Below are 19,148 nucleotides of genomic sequence, written 5' to 3'. Positions count from 1 at the left end.
CATCGAGGGGCAGCCACGTGATCCTTTGGCGTTCTGTCGGCTAGCAGATTCATGCACCGCCCAATCGGCGGATGCGCCTACCAGGCTGGGCGAGGCACGCTACCTCGGGTTCTCATCCATCTTGGAGGCGCAGCGTGCCCAAACTCTCGCACTTGTGGCGTTTGTCAGTACGACGTCGTACTCGGGCGGGGGTGGTCGCTCTGGCGGTCGTCGCCGCGGTGCTCAGCGTGCCCTCGGTGTCCTCGGCGGCGGTGGTGCCGGTCCCCGGGACCGCGACCCTGGTGTCCACGAATCCCAGCGACACGACCCCGCACGCCCGCGACGGCGAGACCCGCGCCTTCGCGCAAATCGGTAACACCGTCTTCGTCGGCGGCAGCTTCACGCAGCTCCGACAGACCGCCAGCTCCGCGTGGGTCACCCAGCGCTACCTCTTCGCGTACGACCGGACCACCGGCACCATGTCGACGACCTTCCTGCCGGTGCTCGACGGCGCGGTCAACGCGTTGCTCGCCGGTCCCGGCGGCACGCTGATCGTCGGCGGCGCCTTCAAGACCGTCAACGGCGTCTCCCGCAAGAACCTGGTCGCGCTGAACCCCGCGACCGGCGCGATCATCGACAGCTGGGTCGGGCGCTCCGACGGCGGCACCGTCCGCGACCTGGTCCTGTCGGGCAACTGGCTCTACGTGGCCGGCGCGTTCAACTGGCTCAACGGCACCGCGCACGCCGGTCTCGGCCGGCTCAACGCGACGACCGGTGCGATCGACCCGACGTTCGCCGTCGACGCCACCGTCGGGCGGCACAGCACCACGTCGTACGTGTGGACGATCGACGTCACGCCGGACGGCGGCACCCTGGTGCTGGGCGGCAACTTCACGCTCGTCAACGACCTGCCGCGCAACCAGATCGCGCTGGTCGACCTCACCGGCACCCCGACGGTGCTGGACTGGAGCACCGAGAAGTACGTGCCGCCGTGCGCGTCCCCGGCCACGTTCGTGCACTACGTGCAGGACGTGCGGTTCGGGGAGGACGGCAGCTGGTTCGTGGTCGGCTCCAACGGCGGCGGCGGTTGGCCGACCGCGTACTGCGACGCCCTGGCCCGTTTCGAGACCCCCGCCCGAGGCGCCGGCCAGCTCGCCACCTGGATCGACTTCACCGGCAACGACACCATCACCTCGGTCGAGGTGGCCGACAACGTCATCTACCTCGGCGGGCACTTCCGGTGGCTGAACAACCCGAACGCCAGCGACACCGCCGGCAACGGCGCTGTCGACCGGCTCGGCATCGGCGCGGTCACCCCGGCCACCGGCCTGCCGGTCAACTGGAACCCCCGCCGCAGCGGCAGCGCCTCGATGCCCGCCGGCACCACCGCCTGGGGCTCCGCCGTGCCGGTGCTCTGGCGCGGCTCGGACGGCCTCTACTTCGGGCACAACTCCGACGGCATGGGCGAGGAGTACCACGGGCGGCTCGGCATGTTCCCGCTCGCTGGCGGGCGTACGTTCAACGCGAAGAACCCGCCGTCGGCGACCACCGGCAACCTCTACCTGACCACCGCCCCGGGCACCGTGACCAAGGTGCCGTTCGACGGCGCCGCGCTGGGCACCTCGACCGCGGTCAGCCAGCCCGCCTACACCGCGGCCGGCGCGACCTGGCGGGTCGACGACCGGATCTACTGGGCGCACACCGTCGCGGGCACGCCCACCGGCAGCCGGATCGACGTCTCGCTGTTCAACGGCGGCGCGATCGGGTCGCCGTGGGAGGCGTCCGGCTACAACGACTGGTTCAACCCGGCGCTGCTGACCGGGGCGTTCTATCTCGACGGTCGGCTCTACTACACCCGGTCCGGCACCAACAACCTCTACTACCGCTACTTCGAGATCGACGGCAACTACCTGGGCGCCACCGAGTTCGCGCTGCCCACCACCGGTGTCACCTGGTCGAGTGTGCGCGGCATGGCCTGGTCCGGTGGTCGAATCGTCTACGGTGCGACCGACGGCACGCTGCGCAGCGTGCCGTTCGACCCGACGGCCGCGCCGACCGCCGTGGTCAACGGCGCCACGGCGACGGTCATCGCTACGGCGACGCCCGAGTTGTCCTGGTCTACCCCCTCGATGTTCTTCTCCGTGCAGTAAGGGTCAACCGTTTGTAACGGAGCATCGGTAGATTGTTCGCGTTGGGTCGGCGGCGGGACCACCGCCGTCGGCCCCACGATGTGGGGGAGGGGTCGTTGGTTGGCGCCGCTGGCATCCGCGCGAAACGCGCCGTGCACCTGGTCTTCGCGCTCAAACGCGCCTGGTACAGGCTGCGCTACCGACGGCTCACGCTCGGCCGGGACGTGGAGATCCGAGGTCGGATCCGGCTGCGCCGGGGCGTACGGGTCAGCATCGGCGACCGGAGCCGGCTCAACAAACTGGTCCGCTTCGCCGGCCCCGGCGAGGTGCGCATCGGCGCCGACTGTCTGCTCAACGCCACCTGGATCGGCACCTGGACGTCGGTGACGGTGGGAGACCGTTGCCTTTTGTCCGATTGCGAACTCCTCGACAACGACTTTCACAACCTGCCGCCCGAGCAGCGGCACGTCCCGCCCGGTCCGGCCACCCGCGCCCCGATCGTCCTCGAGGAGAACGTGTGGGTCGGCGCGCACGCCCTGGTCCTCAAGGGAGTGCGCGTCGGCCGGGACAGCGTCGTGGGCGCCGCGACGGTGGTGCGCGCGGACGTGCCACCGGGCGTCGTCGTCGTCGGCAATCCTCAACAGACGGTGAAAAAGTTCCATGACTGACACGACGCCCGCCTCCTGGCCGTCGGACGGCCCGTCCGCCGGCACCGCCCGTGCCGTCACGCTCACCGACCTGCTGCGGGTGCCGATGTACCGGCTGCGGCTGGTGGTCGCGGTAGCCCTGGTCGGCCTGCTCGCCGCCCTCGGCTACGTGCTGCTCGTCCCGGCGGCGGTGAGCGCGAGCGCGGTGGTGGCGGTCCGCCCGGTGGTCACCGACGCCTTCACTCCCAGCGGTGCGGGCGCCGACCGCGCCGTCAACATGAACGTGGAGAGCGGCCTCGCCACCGGCACCCAGGTGGTCCAGCGTCTCGCCGACGCCGCCGGCAGCCAGCCACGCGACATCCGCAACGCCCTCGAGGTCGAGGTGCCCACCGGCGGGCAGATCCTGCGCTTCACCTACCAGGCGTCCGACGCGCAGCGTGCGGTGCAGGGGGCCAACCTCGCCGCGCAGGCGTACCTCGACCTGCGGCGCACCATGTACGAGCAGCAGCGCGCCGAGATGCTGCGCTCCTACGACGCCAGCATCACCAAGGTCGCCGCCCAGCAGGCCGCCGTGCAGAAGCGGGTGAGCAGCGCCAAGGGCACCGCCGCCGGCGACGCCGCGCTGGCCGAACTGTCCGGAATCAACAACCAGCTCACCCAGCTCAACGCCGCCCGTACCGAGATCGCCGCGGTCGATGTCAACCCCGGCTGGATCACCCAGACCGCCGAGCGGGCGCTGGCCACCTCCGCCGGGCACCGGCCGCTCTACCTGGTCGCCGGCCTGCTCGGCGGCGCGCTGATCGGCGTCGTGCTGGCGTACGTCTGGGAGTCGACCGACCGGCGGGTCCGCTCGGTCAGCGACGGTCGGGACGCCAGCGGCCTGCCGCTGCTCGGCACGGTGCGTCGGCCAGGGTTTCGGGGCAGCCCCCGGGCCGTCGACGCGGACATCCGCTACGTGGCGATGGCGGTGGCCGAGCGGGTCCGCCAACCGGCCCGGGTCGCGCTGGTCACCGCCCGGGAAGACGCCACGGCACTCACCGCCGGGCTGGCCGTGGCGCTCGCCGCCGACGGCCGGGAGGTCTTCGTCGCCGACGACAGCGGGCGCGTCGAGCGCCTGCGCGCCGTCGTCCTCGCCGACCGCGGGCGGCTGCCCATCGACCCGTCCCGGCCGCTGGTGCCCAAGCCCCGACCGGCCGGCGCTTCGAGCCCGGCCGGCGCCACCGCGGAGAGCCCGGCCCCTCGGCGGCCCTCCCCGCACCCGCCCGGCGCCCGCCCGTCCACCGATCCGGACGCCACGCTGACCCTGCCCCGGGTGTCGTCCGGCCGCGCCGAGAACGGCCGGCCGGCGTCTGCGGACGAGGTGACCGTGGGGGTCGGCAGCGTCCGCTTCGGCACCTGGCGGCAGGGCGCGGACCACGGGTTGGTGCTGTTCAACGCCCCACCGGCCGAGTCCGACGAGCGTGGCGTGGCGGTGGCCCGGCAGGGCAGCGCCGTGGTGGTGGTCGAGCGGGACCGCACTCGGCAGAGTGATCTGCGGCGGCTCGTCGAGCGTCTGCGCGCCGCCGGGGTCACCCCGCTGGGCTTCGTGCTGACCCGCAACGGCCGGGCCTGATCGGTGTCGGTCACCCGCGCTCCGGCCACCGAGCCGCCACCCGGCGACGCCGCCGCCCCCCTCGGGCCGGTGCCACCGCCACCGCCCCCCGCCCGGCTGCCGCTCTGGCCGCTGGCGCTGACGTTCGGGCTGGTGCCGCTCTGGTGGTCGCTCGGGGCTTTCTACCTGGGCTGGCCGCTGCTGGGCGGGCTGCTGCTCGCGTTGCTGCTCACCCGGGGTCGGGTGCCGCTGCCGCCGGCCGCCGGCATCTGGCTGCTGTTCCTGGCCATCGTTGTCGTCAGCGCCACCCAACTGTCCTCGCCGGCCTCGCTGCTGACGTTCGCCCTGCGGTTGGCCTTCTATCTGACCGCGCTGGTCGTCGGGGTCTACGTCTACACCGCCGCCCGGGAACGCGCCGACCTGGTGGCGGTGCTCACCCCGCTCTGCGCGTTCTGGTTCGCGCTGGTGGTGCTGGGCTGGCTCGGGGTGCTGGTGCCCCGGCTGGGGATGACCACCCCGATGGAGGTGCTGCTGCCCGGCGGCGTGGCCCGTACCCCGTTCATCCGGGACATGGTGCACCTGACCACCGCGGAGTACAGCGAGCGCTCGCTCAACCCGATCTACCGGCCGGCCGCGCCGTTCTCGTACACCAACAACTACGGCAGCGCGTACGCGATGACCCTGCCCTGCGTGGTGGCGTACACGATGCTGCGCCGCCGGGGGCTGCTGCGCTGGGTGCTGCTGGCGTCCCTGCCGCTGTCGCTGGCGCCGGCGTTCCTCACGCTGAACCGGGCGATGTTCCTCAGCCTGGGCGCCGGGCTCGCGGTGCTCGGGGTGCGGGCCAGCCTGCGCGGCAACGTCCGGGTCGCCGCGTCCATCGTCGGCGTGGTCGTGATCGGCGCGCTGGCCACCCTGTTCATTCCGATCACCGACCTGATCAGCCAGCGGGTCGACTCCAGTGACACCAACACGGACCGCCTGTCGCTCTACACGGAGGTGATCCGCCGGGTACAGGATTCGCCGTGGCTGGGCTACGGCGCTCCGGTGAACGTGGACACGGTCTCCGCGGCCGCGCCGATCGGCACCCAGGGGCAGCTGTGGATGGTGTTGTTCAGCCACGGCGTACCGGCGCTGGTGTGTTTCCTGGCCTGGTTCGTCGCCGCCGCGGTGATCTGCGCGCGGGCGATCTCGGCGGCCGGGCAGTGGCTGGCGGTGGTGCCGGTGGTCTGCCTCGTGCAGGTCCCGTTCTACGGCATGGCCAACCAGAACCTGTCGGTCGCGTTCTTCGCGGTCGGCTTCGCCATGGCGCTCGCCGAACGGGAACGGCTGGCGAGCGGGCAGCGGGAACGTCCGCCGCGCCCGCCCGGTACGGCGGTGCCGGCATGACCGCCCCCACCCGGCCGCCGGCCGGCGCCGGCCCCGACGGCCCGCACCGCTCGGGGGCGGTCGCCGCCGACACGGTCGACATCGGCGCGGCGGAGACGCGCCGCAGCGCACGCAGCGGCGTGGCCGGGCTGCTCGGCGCCGCCACCAGCGGACTGTTCGGCTTCGTGCTGGCCGTGGTGATCACCCGGGGGTACGGGACGGCCGGCGCGGGCGCGTTCTTCGCCGCCATCGGCGTGGTCACCGTGGCCACCGCGGTCTGCACGCTGGGCGCGGAGACCGGTCTGATGTGGGCGCTGCCCCGGCGTCGTCTCGGTGTCCCGGGGGACGCGGCGCGGGTGCTTCCGGTGGCGCTGATCCCCCCGCTGCTGGCCGGGCTCGTGGTCGCTGGCGTCGGAGCGCTGAGCGCCGACGCGCTCGCCCCCCGACTGCTGCGGGGCTCGGGCGACGGCGGCGACGCGTTGCTGACGCTCACCTTCGCCGCCGTGCCGGTGGTGGTGGCGATGACCCTGCTGCTGGCCGCGCTGCGCTGCGTACGCCCCATCCGCGCGTACGTCGGCGTGCAGTTCCTCCTGCTGCCGGTGGCCCGCCCGGCGTTGGTCGGCGCGGCCGCGCTGGCCGGCGGCGGCCTGCTCGCCGGGATGACCGGCTGGCTGGTGCCGGCGGCGCTGGCGCTGCTGGCCTGCCTCGCCCTGGTGGCCGGCCCGCTCGGCCTGGGCCGGGGCGCGGCGCTGCGACCGGGCCGGGCCGACTGGTCGACGTTCTGGCGGTTCGCGCTGCCCCGGGCCGCCTCGGCGGCCATCGACGCGGGCAGCATGTGGGTGGGGGTGCTGCTGACGTCGGTGCTGGCCGGGCCGGCCGACGCGGGCGTGTTCGGCGCGGTCGGCCGGTACGTGCTGGCCGGCCAGCTCGCGATGCAGGGGTTGCGGGTGGCGGTGTCGCCGCAGCTGTCCCGGCTGCTGGGGCGTGGTGAGCGGGCCGCCGCCGCGGCGGTGCACCGGCAGTTGACCACGTGGGGGCTGGTGCTGTCCTGGCCGGTGTACCTGCTGCTCGCGGTGTTCGCGCTCGCGTTCCTGCAACTGTTCGGCCCGGAGTTCACCGCCGGCGTGCCGGCGATGACGGTGCTCGCGCTGGCGATGCTGGTGAACACCGGCGTGGGCAACGTGCAGAGCCTGCTGCTGATGGGCGGGCGCAGTGGGCTGCACCTGGTGTCCACCCTGGCCGGGCTCACCGTGACCGTCTCGCTCGGGCTCTGGCTGATCCCCGGGCACGGCGCGACGGGCGCGGCGCTCGCCTGGACCGCCGGCATCGCCACCGAGAACCTCACGGCCGCCGCGTTCGCCCGTGCGGTGGTCGCCGAGCCGCTGGTCGACGCTGCGACGCTGCGCGCGGCGGCGGCCACCCTCGGCGGCGTGGGCTTCGCGGCGGGGATCGGCGTGCTGACCGGGGGCCGCGGCCTGCCGGGCCTGGCGGTGTCGCTGGGCGTGCTGCTGGCCGGTTGCGTCGGCTTGTTGACGTTGCCCCGGGTGCGCGCCGGCATCCGGGTGACCATGAGGCAGATCCGTGGGTCCGACGACGCGGCCACGGCCGCCAGGCCGGCCCGGAATCGACGAGAGGCAGGTGAGGGCCATCGTGGCGTCCATCCGTGACCGGGTGAAGCAGTTGGTGCCGACCCAGGTGACCACCCGGGTGAAAGAGTCCCTGGTCGACTACGGGGTGCGCACCAGTGACCGGCGACCCCTGCCGGACTTCCTGATCATCGGCACCAAGCGGGGCGGCACCACCTCCCTGTGGAACTACCTCATCCAGCACCCCCTGGTGCCGCGGCTCTTTCCCGCGTGGAACACCAAGTCGGCGCACTACTTCGAGGAGCACTGGGGGCGGGGCGAGGCGTGGTACCGCTCGCACTTCCCGACCGAGCGGCAGCGCGAGGCCCTCGCGAAGCGGCACGGCGGGCCGGTCCGGGTCGGCGAGGCCGCCCCGCTCTACATGTTCCACCCGCTCGCCGCGCAGCGGGTCGCCGCTCTGCTGCCGACCGTGAAGCTGATCGTGCTGCTGCGCGACCCGGTCGAGCGGGCGTACTCGCACTGGAAGGAGCGCCGCACCCACGGCATCGAGCCGCTGGACTTCGCCGCCGCGCTGGCCGCCGAGCCGGAGCGCACCGCGGGGGAGCGGGAGCGGCTCATCGCCGAGCCCGAGGCGTTCAGCGAGGCGTACGACTGGTACACGTACCGGGCCCGGGGGCGTTACCTGGAGCACCTGGAGCCGTGGCTGGAGCGCTTCGACTCCGAGCAGATCCTCTTCCTGCCCAGCGAGGACCTGTACCGCGACTCCCGCGCCACGTACCAGCGCACCCTCGACTTCCTCGGTCTGCCCCCGTACGACCTGCCGAACTTCAAGGTCTACAACGACCGGCGCTCCGCGCCGCTGGAGCCGGCGGTCCGCGCCGAGCTGACCGACTACTACCGCCCGTACAACGACGCGCTGCGTGAGCGGCTCGGGTTGGACCTCGACTGGGCGGACCGGGCGGCGTGACGACCGGGGTCACCCCGGCCACCGATCCCCGGTCCCGGGTGGACGGGCTGGGCTGGGTGAGCCGCGCGGTCTTCCCGGACGACCGGGTCGGCCTGACGGTGGGTGGCGCGCTGCCGGCCGGGCATCGGGCGGTGGCCCGGTACGCGGTGGTGCCGTCGGTGGCCCGGGCCCGGTTTCTCGTGCCGCTGGGCGCACCCCGGGCCGGCGCGGCGTCGTTGCTGGCGTACAACGCGTTGCGGCCGCCGAGGGTGCGGGCGCTGCGGGCGGCGCTCGGTGGGCTGGCCCGGTTCGGTGGGGTGGGCCTGGCGCCGTTTCCGACGTTGACCGTCTCGGTGCCGGTGGGGGCGCCCGTGACCGAGCTGCTGCTCACCGAGCGGCTCGCCGCCGCGCTGGGCGGTACGCCGCTGCTGGCCGCGTGCGGTGTGCGTCCGCCGGACCCGAACGTCAAACCCACCCTGCAACTGTTCACCGTCGACGGTCGTCCGCGCGGCTACGCGAAGATCGGCTGGAACGACGCCACCCGGGCGCTGGTCACCGCCGAGGCCAGCGCGCTGCGGGCGTTGCGCGCGGTGGCCGGCGTCGTCGACCATCCGGCGCCGCCGGGGCTGCTCACCGAGACGGCGTGGTCCGGCCAGGCGGTCGCGGTGATCGAACCGCTGCCGCCGGACGTACGCGGCGTGCCGGCGGACGACCCGCCCCGGATCGCGGCGTTGCTCGCGGTCGCCCGCCGCGGTGCCTCGGCCGGGGCGCCGCGAACGCTGGCCTCCTCGACGTTCCTGACCCGGTTGGCCGCCCAGGCCGAGCGGGCCGCCGCGGCCGTACCGGCCGGGGCGCGGGCGGTCGCCGCGGTCGCCGCGCTGGCCCGCCGGCACGGCGACACGGCTGTCGAGTTCGGCCACTGGCACGGCGACTGGGTGCCGTGGAACCTGGGCACGCACGACGGCCGGCTGGTGGCCTGGGACTGGGAGCACAGTGGTCCGGACGTGCCGGTCGGCTTCGACCTGGCGCACGACGCCTTCCAGCGGTCGCTGGTGCTGCGCGCCGAACCGGCCGCGGTGGCCGCCGTGGCCGTGGACGGGCAGCTGGGCCGGCACGGTGCGCGGCTCGGTCTGGGCCCGGCGCAGTGCCGGCTGGTGGCCGACGCGTACCTGCTGGAGATGTGGCTGCGGACGTGGCGGCTGGCGGACGCCGGCGCCGGATGGAACGGCGCGCTGCATCCCGCACTGTTGGACGTCATCGAGAAACGACAAAGCGACTGAAGTGGAGACTGCGCGACGCCGGGTGCGCGTCGTAGAGTGACGACATAATGGCAGGTCGTGATGACGATCGATGGGTTGCGGGGCCGACAGTGGGCCTGACCACGCCGAGTGGAGATCGTCGCCTCGTCCGGTCGCGCTGTTCGACGACCGGAAAACCTGTGATCTGCTGCTGCCTGGCGTGAATCGGAATTCCAAGCTGACTTGTGGGGAGTCGCGTGGACACGAACAACGACGACGAGCCTTCGGTGTTGCTGCTGGTGGGATCCAGCGGCGGCCACCTGGCCCAACTACTTGCCCTGCGGCCCTGGTACGAACGGTGGCGGCGCTGCTGGGTCACCTTCGACACCCCGGAGGCGGTGTCGCTGCTGGCCGGCGAGGATCTGGTGCCGGCGCACCACCCGACCACCCGCAACGTGCCGAACCTGCTGCGCAACGCGCGACTGGCCTGGCGGGTGCTGCGGGGCCGGCGGGTCGCCGCTGTGGTCACCACCGGCGCCGGGGTGGCCGTGCCGTTCGTGGTGCTGGCCCGCCTGCGTGGCATCCCGACCGTCTACATCGAGGTGTACGACCGGATCGACACCCCGACGCTGACCGCCCGGCTCTGCCGGCCGTTCCTGTCCGCGATGCTCGTGCAGTGGGACGAGCAGCGCCGGCAGTATCCGGAGGCCACCGTCGTCGGGACGCTGCTGTGAGCGGGGAGACGGGCACGGCCCGCCGCGACACCGTCGCCGACCCGTCCCGGCTGCCGCGCCAGCGCGACAGCAGGGACGTCGAGCAGACCCGGCTGCTCGTCGCGGTCGGCACCGACAAGCACCCCTTCGACCGGCTCGTGGACTGGTTGGCCCGGTGGCACGCGCACGCCGGGCCGGTCGGGTTGACCGTGCAGCACGGTCACACCACGGTGCCGCCCCTGCCGGGCGCGGTGCCCTTCCTCGGTCACGACGCCCTGCAACAGGCGATGGCCGACGCGGACCTGGTGGTGTGTCACGGCGGCCCGGCGACGATCCTGGAGGCCCGCCGGCACGGGCATCTGCCCATCGTGGTGCCCCGCGACCCGTCGCTCGGTGAGCACGTCGACGACCACCAGCAGCTCTTCGCGCGCCGGCTCGGCGCGGCCGGGCTGGTGGCGCTCTGCGAGACCCGGGAGGCGCTGCACGACGCGCTCGCCGCCGGGCAGGCCGACCCGTCCCGGTACGCGGTGGCCGCCGACCCGGCCGCGCACGAGGCCCAGCGCGCGGCCGTCGCCCGGGTGGGGCAGATCGTGGATGACCTGGTGGCCCGCTCGGCCCGGCGCCGACCCCGCTGGCGGCCCTGGCCGCGACCCGGCCAGGGCAGAAAGGAGATCCGATGACCCGACAGCCGAGCGTCAGCGTCGTGGTGCCCACCCGGGACCGCCCCGAGCTGCTGCGCGCCGCCCTCGCGGCGATCCTCGCCCAGGAGTACCCGGGCCGGATCGAGGCCGTTGTCGTGTTCGACCAGTCCACGCCCGACGAGTCGCTGACGGCCCTCGCCGGGCCGGACCGGGCGGTGCGGGTCATCAGCAACGGGCGCGCGCCGGGGCTGGCCGGGGCGCGCAACAGCGGCACCCTCGCCGCCGAGGGTGAGTTGATCGCGTTCTGCGACGACGACGACGAGTGGCTGCCGGGCAAGCTGGCCGCCCAGGTCGATGCCCTGGCCGCCGACCCGGCCGCCGAGTTCGTCTGCTGCGGCATCCGGGTCAGTTACGACGGGCACACCGTCGACCGGGTGCTCGACAAGGACCGGATCACCCTCGACGACCTGCTGCGGGACCGGTTGACCGAGCTGCACCCGTCCACCTTCCTGATCCGCGCGACGGCGCTGCGCGAGGGCTTCGGCCTGGTCGACGAGGAGATCCCGGGCAGTTACGCGGAGGACTACGAATTCCTGCTGCGGGCCGCCCGCAGCGCGCCGCTGATCAACCTGCCGACGCCGTCAGTGCTGGTGCGCTGGCACAAGCGCTCGTACTTCGCGCAGCGCTGGGACACCATCTCCGAGGCGTTGCAGTGGCTGCTGCGGCGCTACCCGGAGTTCGCCACCCAGCCGGCCGGCGCGGCCCGCGTCGCCGGGCAGATCGCGTTCGCCCAGGCCGCCTCCGGTGATCGTCGGGGCGCTCTGCGCTGGGCGCGACGCACCCTGCGCAGCAATCCCCGCGAGCCGCGCGCCTACCTGGCGCTCGCGGTCGCCGGTCGGGTGGTCCGAGCCGACGCGGTGCTGCGCACCCTGCACAAACGCGGCCGGGGCATCTGACCCCTCGCGCGAAGCCGCCCTGCGGACGGTCCCGGCCGTCCGCAGGGCGGGACGAGGCGGGCAGCGCGACGCGCCCGTCGCGCGCCGTGACAGACTGACCGCTGTGTTGCGCTGGCTGACTGCAGGTGAATCGCACGGTCCCGCCCTCGTCGCGCTGATGGAGGGGGTGCCGGCCGGCATCGAGGTGAGCACCACCGAGATCGCGGGCGAGCTCGCCCGCCGTCGGCTGGGCTACGGCCGTGGTGCCCGGATGTCGTTCGAGCAGGACGAGGTCGAGGTGATCGGCGGGCTGCGGCACGGCGTGACCCTGGGCAGTCCGGTGGCGATCCGGGTGGGCAACTCCGAGTGGCCGAAGTGGCGCACGGTGATGGCCGCCGATCCCGTCGACCCCGACGAGCTGGCCCGGCAGGCCCGCAACGCGCCGTTGACCCGCCCCCGGCCCGGCCACGCCGACCTGGCCGGCATGCAGAAGTACGGCCACCACGACGCCCGGCCGATCCTGGAGCGCGCCAGCGCCCGGGAGACCGCCGCCCGGGTCGCCGTCGGCACCGTCGCCAAGGCGTTGATCCGGCAGGCCCTGGGCGTCGAGATCGTCTCGCACGTCGTCGAGCTGGGGCCGGTGGCCGCGAAGCCCGGGCTGCGCCCGACCCCGTCCGACGCCGACCGCATCGACGCCGACCCGCTGCGCTGCCTCGACCCGGAGGCCAGCGCCCTGATGGTCGCCGAGGTGGACGCCGCGAAGAAGGCCGCCGACACCCTCGGCGGCGTGGTGGAGGTGCTGGCGTACGGGGTGCCGCCGGGCCTGGGCAGCCACGTGCAGTGGGACCGCAAACTCGACGCCCGGTTGGCCACGGCGCTGATGTCGATCCAGGCGATCAAGGGAGTGGAGATCGGCGACGGGTGGCAGCAGGCCCGCTCCCGCGGCTCCGAGGCGCACGACGAGATCATCCCGTCGGCCACCGGCGTTCGCCGGGTCACCGACCGGGCCGGCGGGCTGGAGGGCGGCATCACCACCGGCGAGCCGCTGCGGGTGCGCGCCGCCATGAAGCCGATCTCCTCGCTGAACCGTGCGCTGGCCACCGTGGACGTCGTCACGGGCGAGCCGGCGACCGCCATCAACCAGCGCTCCGACGTCTGCGCGGTGCCCGCCGCGGCGGTCGTCGCCGAGGCGATGGTGGCGCTCGTGCTGGCCGAGGCGGCCACCGAGAAGTTCGGCGGTGACTCGGTCGCCGAGATCCGCCGCAACCTGGCCGGCTACCTCGACGCGTTGGTCATCCGCTGATGGCGCCGGTCGTGGTCCTGGTCGGGGTGCCCGGCTGCGGCAAGACCACCGTGGGGCAGGCGCTCGCCGCCACCCTCGGCGTGGAGTTCCGGGACACCGACGCCGACATCGAGCAGCTGGCCGGCAAGACCATCCCGGAGATCTTCATCGACGAGGGTGAGGACCACTTCCGGGCCCTGGAGCGGGCCGCCGTGGCGGCGGCGCTCGCCGCCGGCACCGGTGTGCTCGCCCTCGGCGGCGGCGCCGTGCTGGCCGAGGAGACCCGAGCGGCCCTGGTGGGGCACCGGGTCGTGCACCTCTCGGTGGAGCTGCCCGACGCGGTGAAGCGGGTCGGGCTCGGCGCGGGCCGGCCGCTGCTGGCGATCAATCCGCGCGCCACCCTCAAGCACCTGATGGATCAGCGCCGGCCGCTCTACGCCGAGGTGGCCACCGAGACGGTGATCACCGACGGCCGGACGCCGGCGGCGGTCGTCGCCGAGATCGCCGCCCTGCTTGCGCGCTGACGCCGGCTCGGCCCGGCCGCCCGGGCGGCGGTCGGTGCGTTCGCCGCCCGGTGCGGGCCTGTGCTCAGCTGCGCGCGATCAGGTCGAGGACGTCGGCCAGCGCCTTCGGCTCGCTGAGCATCGGCCAGTGCCCGGTGGGCAGCTCGTGCAGCTGGCCGTCGGCCAGGCCGGTGAAGAACGGGTGCCCCTCGTCGATCATCTGCCGCACCACCGCCAGCGGGAAGGTGCTCGCGACCAGCGCGGTCGGCACCGGGCGGCCACCCGTGCGGCGTACCGGATCGGTCGCCGTGCGCAGGGGCTGCGCGGTGGAGCGTTCGCGCAGGAGGGACAGCGTCGGCTCGTCCAGGCCGGCCAGGTTTGTCGGATCGGCCGCCGGGTCCCAGGCCGGCGGTGGCAGCAGATGCCCGTCGCCGATCGCCGCGCGCAGCCGCTGCTGCTCCTGCGGCGGCACCGTGTCGAACTGCGCCGTGCCGTCCGGCAACGGCCCGCTCTCCACGTAGACCACCCGGGCGATGCGGTCCGGGATGAGGTCGGCCGCCTGGGCCACCGGCATGCCGCCGCCCGAGTGCCCGACCAGCAGCACGTCGCGCAGATCCTCGACCTCGATCAGCCGGACGATGTCGGTGGTGTGCGTCCGCAGGGTCACCTGCGGCCCCGCGAGGTGGTGGCGCTCGGCCACTCCCGTCAGCGTCATCGGGTGAACGTCGTGGCCCTGCGCGCGCAGCAGACCGGTCACCTCCCGCCAGGCCCAGGCACCCAACCAGAACCCTGGCACCAGTACGAACGTCGCCACCTGTCACTCCTTCACTCGGCTACCGACCGACCGTACGATTGAAACCGGACAGGATCCGCCCGGTTTGAAGGAGTGTCCCGTGTCTCATCCCGCCGGTCGGGTGCTGGCCCTGCTCGAGCTGCTCCAGGCCCGGCACCGGGCGACGGCCGGCGACCTCGCCAGCCGGCTCGGTGTGGACGAACGGACCGTGCGCCGGTACGCGGCCACCCTGGTCGAGCTGGGCATCCCGGTGGTCGCCGACCGGGGCCGCCACGGCGGCTACCGGCTGCATCCCGGGTTCAAGCTGCCGCCGCTGATGCTCACCGACGACGAGGCGGTGGCCGTGCTGCTCGGCCTGGTCGTCGCCGAACGGGTCGGACTGGCCACCGAGCTGCCGGCCACGGCGACCGCGCTGGCGAAGATCCGCCGGGTGCTGCCGGCGGCGCTCGCCGACCGGCTGACCGCCGTGCAGGAGCACCTCGGTTTCACCCTGCGGCGGCCCGAGCCCCAGGCGCGACCGGCGTCGGGCACCCTGCTGGCCCTGGCCGCGGCGGCCCGGCACCGGCAGCGGGTGAGCCTGGACTACCGCTCGTGGCGCGGTGAGCTGTCGCATCGTGACCTCGACCCGTACGGGCTGGTCTTCCACGCCGGCCGCTGGTACGTCACCGGCCACGACCACCGGCGCGACGAGGTGCGTACGTTCCGACTGGACCGGATCGGCGCCGTCACGCCAGGCGCGGCGACGTTCACGGTGCCGGACGGCTTCGACGCGGTGGCGTGGCTGACCCGGTCGCTGGCGGGCGTGCCCTACCGGCACGAGGTGGAGGTGCTGCTGGAGACCGACCTGGTCGCCGCCCGACGGCGCATCCCGGCCGGTGTGGCCGACCTGACCGCCAGCGGCGACGGGGTGCTGCTGCGGGCCCGGGCGGAGAGCCTTGCCGGTATGGCGGCGCTGCTCGCCGGGCTCGGCTGCGCGTTCACCGTGCGCCACCCGGCCGCGTTGCGCACCGCCGTGGCCGAGCACGCGCGCCGGCTGGCCGACTGGGCCGCCCGGCCAGCAGGTGGACAGACGCCGTCGCCACGCCGTCCGCTGGACTAGGCTGCCGGCGATGGACGAGGTGACCCGGATTCCGGTCGGCGGCGAACGGCCGTACGACGTGCTGGTCGGGCGCGACCTGCTGGACGCGCTGCCCGGGCTGCTGCCCGGCGCGACCCGGGCGGCGGTGCTGCACACGCCCCCACTCAAGACCCTGGCCGACGCGATCGGCGAACGGCTGCGCGGGGCCGGCGTCGAGCCGCTGCCGATCGAGGTGCCCGACGCCGAGTCGGGCAAGCAGATCGAGGTGGCCGCCGCCTGTTGGGACCGGCTGGGCGCGGCTGGTTTCACGCGTACCGACGCGGTGGTCGGCGTCGGCGGCGGCGCGGTGACCGACCTGGCCGGCTTCGTCGCGGCCTGCTGGCTGCGCGGCGTGCGCTGGGTGCCGGTGGCCACCTCGCTGCTGGGCATGGTGGACGCCGCCGTGGGCGGCAAGACCGGGATCAACACCGCCGCCGGCAAGAACCTGGTCGGCGCGTTCCACCCGCCGGTCGGTGTGCTGGCCGACCTGTCCACCCTGGACAGCCTGCCCGCCGTCGACCTGGCGGCCGGGCTGGCCGAGGTGGTCAAGTGCGGCTTCATCGCCGACCCGGTGATCCTGGATCTCGTCGAGCGTGACCCGGCGGCGGCCACCGACCCGCGCGGGCCGGTGACCCGGGAGCTGATCGAGCGGGCCATCCGGGTCAAGGCCGACGTGGTCGGCGGCGATCTGCGTGAGTCGGGCCTGCGGGAGGTGCTCAACTACGGCCACACCCTGGCCCACGCCATCGAGCAGGTCGAGGGTTACCGCTGGCGGCACGGCCACGCCGTGGCCGTGGGCCTGGTGTACGCGGCCACGCTGGCCCGGCTCGCCGGCCGGTTGGACGCGCCGACCGCCGAGCGGCACCGCCGCACCCTGACCGCGCTCGGCCTGCCGGTGAGCTACCCGGTCGACGCCTGGGAGCGGCTGCTGGCCGTCATGCGGGTGGACAAGAAGGCCCGGGGCAGCCGACTGCGGTTCGTGGTGCTGGACGCGCTGGCCCGCCCGGCGATGCTGGAGGGCCCGGACGACGCGCTGCTGGAGGCCGCCTACCGGGAGGCGGTGGCCCCGTGAAGGTGCACGTGTTGAACGGGCCGAACCTGGGCCGCCTCGGCACCCGGGAGCCCGCCGTGTACGGCTCGACCAGCTACGCCGACCTGGTGACGCTCTGCGAGGCCACCGGCCGGGAACTGGGGCTCGACGTCAGCGTCCGGCAGACCGACGCGGAGCACGAGCTGCTCGGTTGGCTGCACGCCGCCGCCGACGAGGGCGCGGCGGTGGTGCTCAACCCGGCCGCCTGGTCGCACTACTCGTACGCGGTGCGCGACGCCTGCGCCATGCTGCGCGGGCCGCTGGTGGAGGTGCACCTGTCCAACATCCACGCCCGCGAGGAGTTCCGGCACCACTCCGTGGTCTCCGCGGTGGCGACCGGGGTGATCTGTGGTCTCGGCATCGACGGCTACCGTCTCGCACTCCACCACCTGGCCACCCGCCCGGCCTGACCGATCAACCGCCCGAGTCTTACCCACGGTGAGGTCCTCTGCCGGCGGTGGCGTCAGTGTTGGTTATCGCCTTCCTTTCGCCCGCGCGGGGTTCACCCTGCTGATGCGCGCCCTTTGCTCTGCTTCAATGGGCGCAACACCTTGTGTGAGCTGGTGATTTGCGCCGCGGGTCGGTGTGCGGGCGGATCATGAGTGCAGCACGGGCCGTGACTGTTGCGTCCGTTGAAGCAGAGCAAAGGGCCGGAGGCATACGGTCGCGGGTAAATCGACGATAACGGAAAGTAACTGCACGTGGGCATCGGACGTCCGTGCACGCGGACGGACGACCACGGCGGGTAACGCGCCTCGGCGCAGCTAGTAGACTCCTAGGGTCTGTCCGCCAATTGATGATCAAGGCAGGAAATGGCCTCCACCAACGACCTCAAAAACGGCCTGGTACTCAACCTGGACGGCGAGCTCTGGGCCGTCGTCGAGTTCCAGCACGTCAAGCCCGGTAAGGGTGGCGCGTTCGTGCGCACCACGCTGAAGAACGTGCTGTCCGGGAAGGTGGTCGACAAGACCTTCAACGCGGGCACCAAGGTCGAAACCGCGACCGTGGACAAGCGCACGATGCAGTATTTGTACGCCGACGGCGAAGACTTCGTCTTCATGGATCTGGAGACCTTCGACCAGATCACCGTGCCCGGCGGCACCGTCGGCGAGGCAGCCAACTACCTGCTGCCCGAGGCGGAGGCGACCGTCGCCCAGCACGAGGGTGTGCCGCTCTACATCGAGCTGCCCACCAGCGTCGTGCTGGAGATCACCTACACCGAGCCCGGCCTGCAGGGCGACCGTTCGACCGGCGGCACCAAGCCGGCGACCGTGGAGACCGGCGCCACCGTGCCGGTTCCGCTGTTCATCACCACCGGTGAGAAGATCAAGGTCGACACCCGCGACGGCCGTTACCTCGGCCGCGCCTGATGGCTGAGGGTCCCAAGCAGCAGATGCCGGCACGCCGCAAGGCGCGCAAGCGGGCGCTGGACGTCCTCTACGAGGCTGACCTGCGGGATCGGCCGCCCGTCGAGGTCCTGGCCGGCTACCTCCAACGCATCGAACAGCCCCGCCCGGAGCACCTGGGTTACGCGGTGGGCCTGATCGAGGGGGTCGCCGAGCACCTCAACCGCATCGACGAGCTGATCGCCAGCTACGCCGAGGGTTGGACGCTGGAGCGGATGCCGGTGGTCGACCGCAACCTGGCCCGGATCGCCGTCTACGAGTTGCTCTACGTCGACGAGATCGACGACGCGGTGGCGATCAGCGAGGCCGTCGAGTTGGCCCGGCAGATGTCCACCGACGATTCGCCGCGGTTCCTCAATGGCGTGCTCGGCCGCATCGCCGAGTACGCCACTCGCTGAGCGGCCCGCGTACCCGCACGACGAGAAGGGCCCGTGCCATCCGGCACGGGCCCTTCTCGCGTGAAGAGACAGCTCAGGAGGCGAAGAACGCCCGGGGGTCGGCCACCAGCACGCCGTGCTCGGTGAGTCGCTCGATCAGACCCGACGGTGAGGCGTCGTAGACGATCGCGAGCGCCCGCAGGTCGTCGGCGCGGATGGAGAGCACCCGACCGTTGTAGTCACCGCGCTGCTGCTGGATGGCGCGGGCGTAGCGGGCGACGTAGGCCAGGTCCTCGGAGGCCTCGTCGTAGAGCCGCTCCAGGTCCAGAACGATCTTGCTGGTGGGCTCGTGCCGGACGCCGCTGCCGTCCGGCAGCAGTTCCGAGACGGGTACACGGTAGAACTCGGCCAGCTCGGCCAGACGGGACACCGTCACGGCCCGGTCGCCACGCTCGTACGAGCCGACCACCACGGCCTTCCACCGCCCGTTCGACTTCTCCTCCACACCCTGCAGGGAGAGGCCCTGCTGCTGGCGGATGGAGCGCAGGCGTGCGCCCAGAGATTTGGCGTATTCAGAGGGCATTCGGACACTCCCAGTGCTGCTCGGGGTTCTCCCGTCGATCGCTACGGAGCGTGACGGTACGGGGATTGCGACACGTGGTCAAGTGGTCGTGACCTTACCGTTGGGGAGCACCGAGGGAGTTATCCCCATTTCGTCGGCCTGATCCAGTGATCAGCGGCCGCCGTCCGTCTGCCCGGTGACCACTGGTAACGTGGCGTGAAGCCTCGGCTTGGTCTGCTCGCGCTCGC

At 73.3% G+C, this 19,148-nt stretch carries 19 protein-coding genes; 17 read left to right on the top strand and 2 right to left on the bottom strand.

The window, feature by feature from the left end; genetic code table 11:
* Positions 1-161 precede the first annotated feature (161 nt).
* From OG505_RS15330 to OG505_RS15275, 12 genes are all read left to right on the top strand, one after another.
* Positions 162-2,129: a hypothetical protein gene (locus tag OG505_RS15330; RefSeq protein WP_405434516.1), complete on the top strand. Its 1,968-nt coding sequence runs from the start codon at positions 162-164 to the stop codon at positions 2,127-2,129.
* Positions 2,130-2,224: 95 nt separating this feature from the next.
* A complete protein-coding gene (locus tag OG505_RS15325; RefSeq protein ID WP_405434016.1) occupies positions 2,225-2,776 on the top strand; it encodes an acyltransferase in 552 nt (183 codons plus the stop codon).
* Positions 2,769-4,367 (top strand): lipopolysaccharide biosynthesis protein, encoded by a 1,599-nt coding sequence (locus tag OG505_RS15320; protein WP_405434015.1) that lies wholly within the window; start codon positions 2,769-2,771, stop codon positions 4,365-4,367. The genes OG505_RS15325 and OG505_RS15320 overlap by 8 nt, the downstream gene beginning before the upstream one ends.
* Before the next feature lie 3 nt (positions 4,368-4,370).
* Entirely contained in the window at positions 4,371-5,732 is a 1,362-nt protein-coding gene (locus OG505_RS15315) for an O-antigen ligase family protein (protein ID WP_405434014.1), read from the top strand.
* Complete coding sequence (locus OG505_RS15310; protein ID WP_405434013.1) at positions 5,729-7,378, top strand: lipopolysaccharide biosynthesis protein; 1,650 nt, start codon at positions 5,729-5,731, stop codon at positions 7,376-7,378. Before OG505_RS15315 ends, OG505_RS15310 begins: the two co-directional genes overlap by 4 nt.
* Positions 7,362-8,264, top strand: coding sequence for a sulfotransferase domain-containing protein (locus OG505_RS15305; RefSeq protein WP_405434514.1), 903 nt, complete (start codon positions 7,362-7,364; stop codon positions 8,262-8,264). Before OG505_RS15310 ends, OG505_RS15305 begins: the two co-directional genes overlap by 17 nt.
* Positions 8,261-9,523 carry a hypothetical protein gene (locus OG505_RS15300; RefSeq protein WP_405434012.1) on the top strand — a complete coding sequence of 421 codons (1,263 nt, stop codon included), beginning with the start codon at positions 8,261-8,263 and terminating at the stop codon, positions 9,521-9,523. The genes OG505_RS15305 and OG505_RS15300 overlap by 4 nt, the downstream gene beginning before the upstream one ends.
* A 215-nt stretch (positions 9,524-9,738) precedes the next feature.
* On the top strand, positions 9,739-10,215 hold the full coding sequence (locus OG505_RS15295) for a UDP-N-acetylglucosamine--LPS N-acetylglucosamine transferase (protein WP_405434011.1): 477 nt from the start codon (positions 9,739-9,741) through the stop codon (positions 10,213-10,215).
* A gap of 92 nt (positions 10,216-10,307) precedes the next feature.
* The gene (locus OG505_RS15290; RefSeq protein ID WP_405434513.1) at positions 10,308-10,874 is read left to right on the top strand and encodes a glycosyltransferase; all 567 of its coding nucleotides are present in this window, start codon (positions 10,308-10,310) and stop codon (positions 10,872-10,874) included.
* Positions 10,871-11,791, top strand: a complete 921-nt coding sequence (locus tag OG505_RS15285) for a glycosyltransferase family 2 protein (RefSeq protein ID WP_405434010.1) — start codon at positions 10,871-10,873, stop codon at positions 11,789-11,791. The genes OG505_RS15290 and OG505_RS15285 overlap by 4 nt, the downstream gene beginning before the upstream one ends.
* Positions 11,792-11,894: 103 nt before the next feature.
* Positions 11,895-13,073 carry a chorismate synthase gene (aroC, locus tag OG505_RS15280; protein ID WP_405434009.1) on the top strand — a complete coding sequence of 393 codons (1,179 nt, stop codon included), beginning with the start codon at positions 11,895-11,897 and terminating at the stop codon, positions 13,071-13,073.
* The gene (locus OG505_RS15275; RefSeq protein WP_405434008.1) at positions 13,073-13,576 is read left to right on the top strand and encodes a shikimate kinase; all 504 of its coding nucleotides are present in this window, start codon (positions 13,073-13,075) and stop codon (positions 13,574-13,576) included. Before aroC ends, OG505_RS15275 begins: the two co-directional genes overlap by 1 nt.
* Before the next feature lie 64 nt (positions 13,577-13,640).
* On the opposite strand, the gene OG505_RS15270 is transcribed toward OG505_RS15275, so the two are convergent.
* Positions 13,641-14,369, bottom strand: a complete 729-nt coding sequence (locus OG505_RS15270; RefSeq protein WP_405434007.1) for an alpha/beta fold hydrolase — start codon at positions 14,367-14,369, stop codon at positions 13,641-13,643.
* 79 nt (positions 14,370-14,448) lie between these two features.
* On the opposite strand from OG505_RS15270, the gene OG505_RS15265 reads away from it, so the two are divergent.
* From OG505_RS15265 to nusB, 5 genes are all read left to right on the top strand, one after another.
* Positions 14,449-15,447: a helix-turn-helix transcriptional regulator gene (locus OG505_RS15265; protein ID WP_405434006.1), complete on the top strand. Its 999-nt coding sequence runs from the start codon at positions 14,449-14,451 to the stop codon at positions 15,445-15,447.
* A gap of 10 nt (positions 15,448-15,457) precedes the next feature.
* The gene (gene aroB, locus OG505_RS15260) at positions 15,458-16,537 is read left to right on the top strand and encodes a 3-dehydroquinate synthase (RefSeq protein ID WP_405434005.1); all 1,080 of its coding nucleotides are present in this window, start codon (positions 15,458-15,460) and stop codon (positions 16,535-16,537) included.
* A complete protein-coding gene (gene aroQ / locus OG505_RS15255) occupies positions 16,534-16,965 on the top strand; it encodes a type II 3-dehydroquinate dehydratase (protein WP_405434003.1) in 432 nt (143 codons plus the stop codon). The genes aroB and aroQ overlap by 4 nt, the downstream gene beginning before the upstream one ends.
* Before the next feature lie 402 nt (positions 16,966-17,367).
* A complete protein-coding gene (efp, locus tag OG505_RS15250) occupies positions 17,368-17,925 on the top strand; it encodes an elongation factor P (RefSeq protein ID WP_405434001.1) in 558 nt (185 codons plus the stop codon).
* Positions 17,926-17,948: 23 nt separating this feature from the next.
* Positions 17,949-18,359 carry a transcription antitermination factor NusB gene (gene nusB / locus OG505_RS15245; RefSeq protein ID WP_193376622.1) on the top strand — a complete coding sequence of 137 codons (411 nt, stop codon included), beginning with the start codon at positions 17,949-17,951 and terminating at the stop codon, positions 18,357-18,359.
* A 73-nt stretch (positions 18,360-18,432) separates the two neighbouring features.
* Here the strand turns inward: nusB and OG505_RS15240 are convergent, their stop codons facing one another.
* Complete coding sequence (locus OG505_RS15240) at positions 18,433-18,921, bottom strand: transcriptional regulator (RefSeq protein WP_007458348.1); 489 nt, start codon at positions 18,919-18,921, stop codon at positions 18,433-18,435.
* Between the last annotated feature and the right edge of the window lie 227 nt (positions 18,922-19,148).

The organism is Micromonospora sp. NBC_00617 (assembly GCF_045161355.1).
GTDB lineage: Bacteria > Actinomycetota > Actinomycetes > Mycobacteriales > Micromonosporaceae > Micromonospora.
Note: the sequence above shows the minus strand (reverse complement) of the source record. Positions and strands in the feature narration are given on the sequence as shown.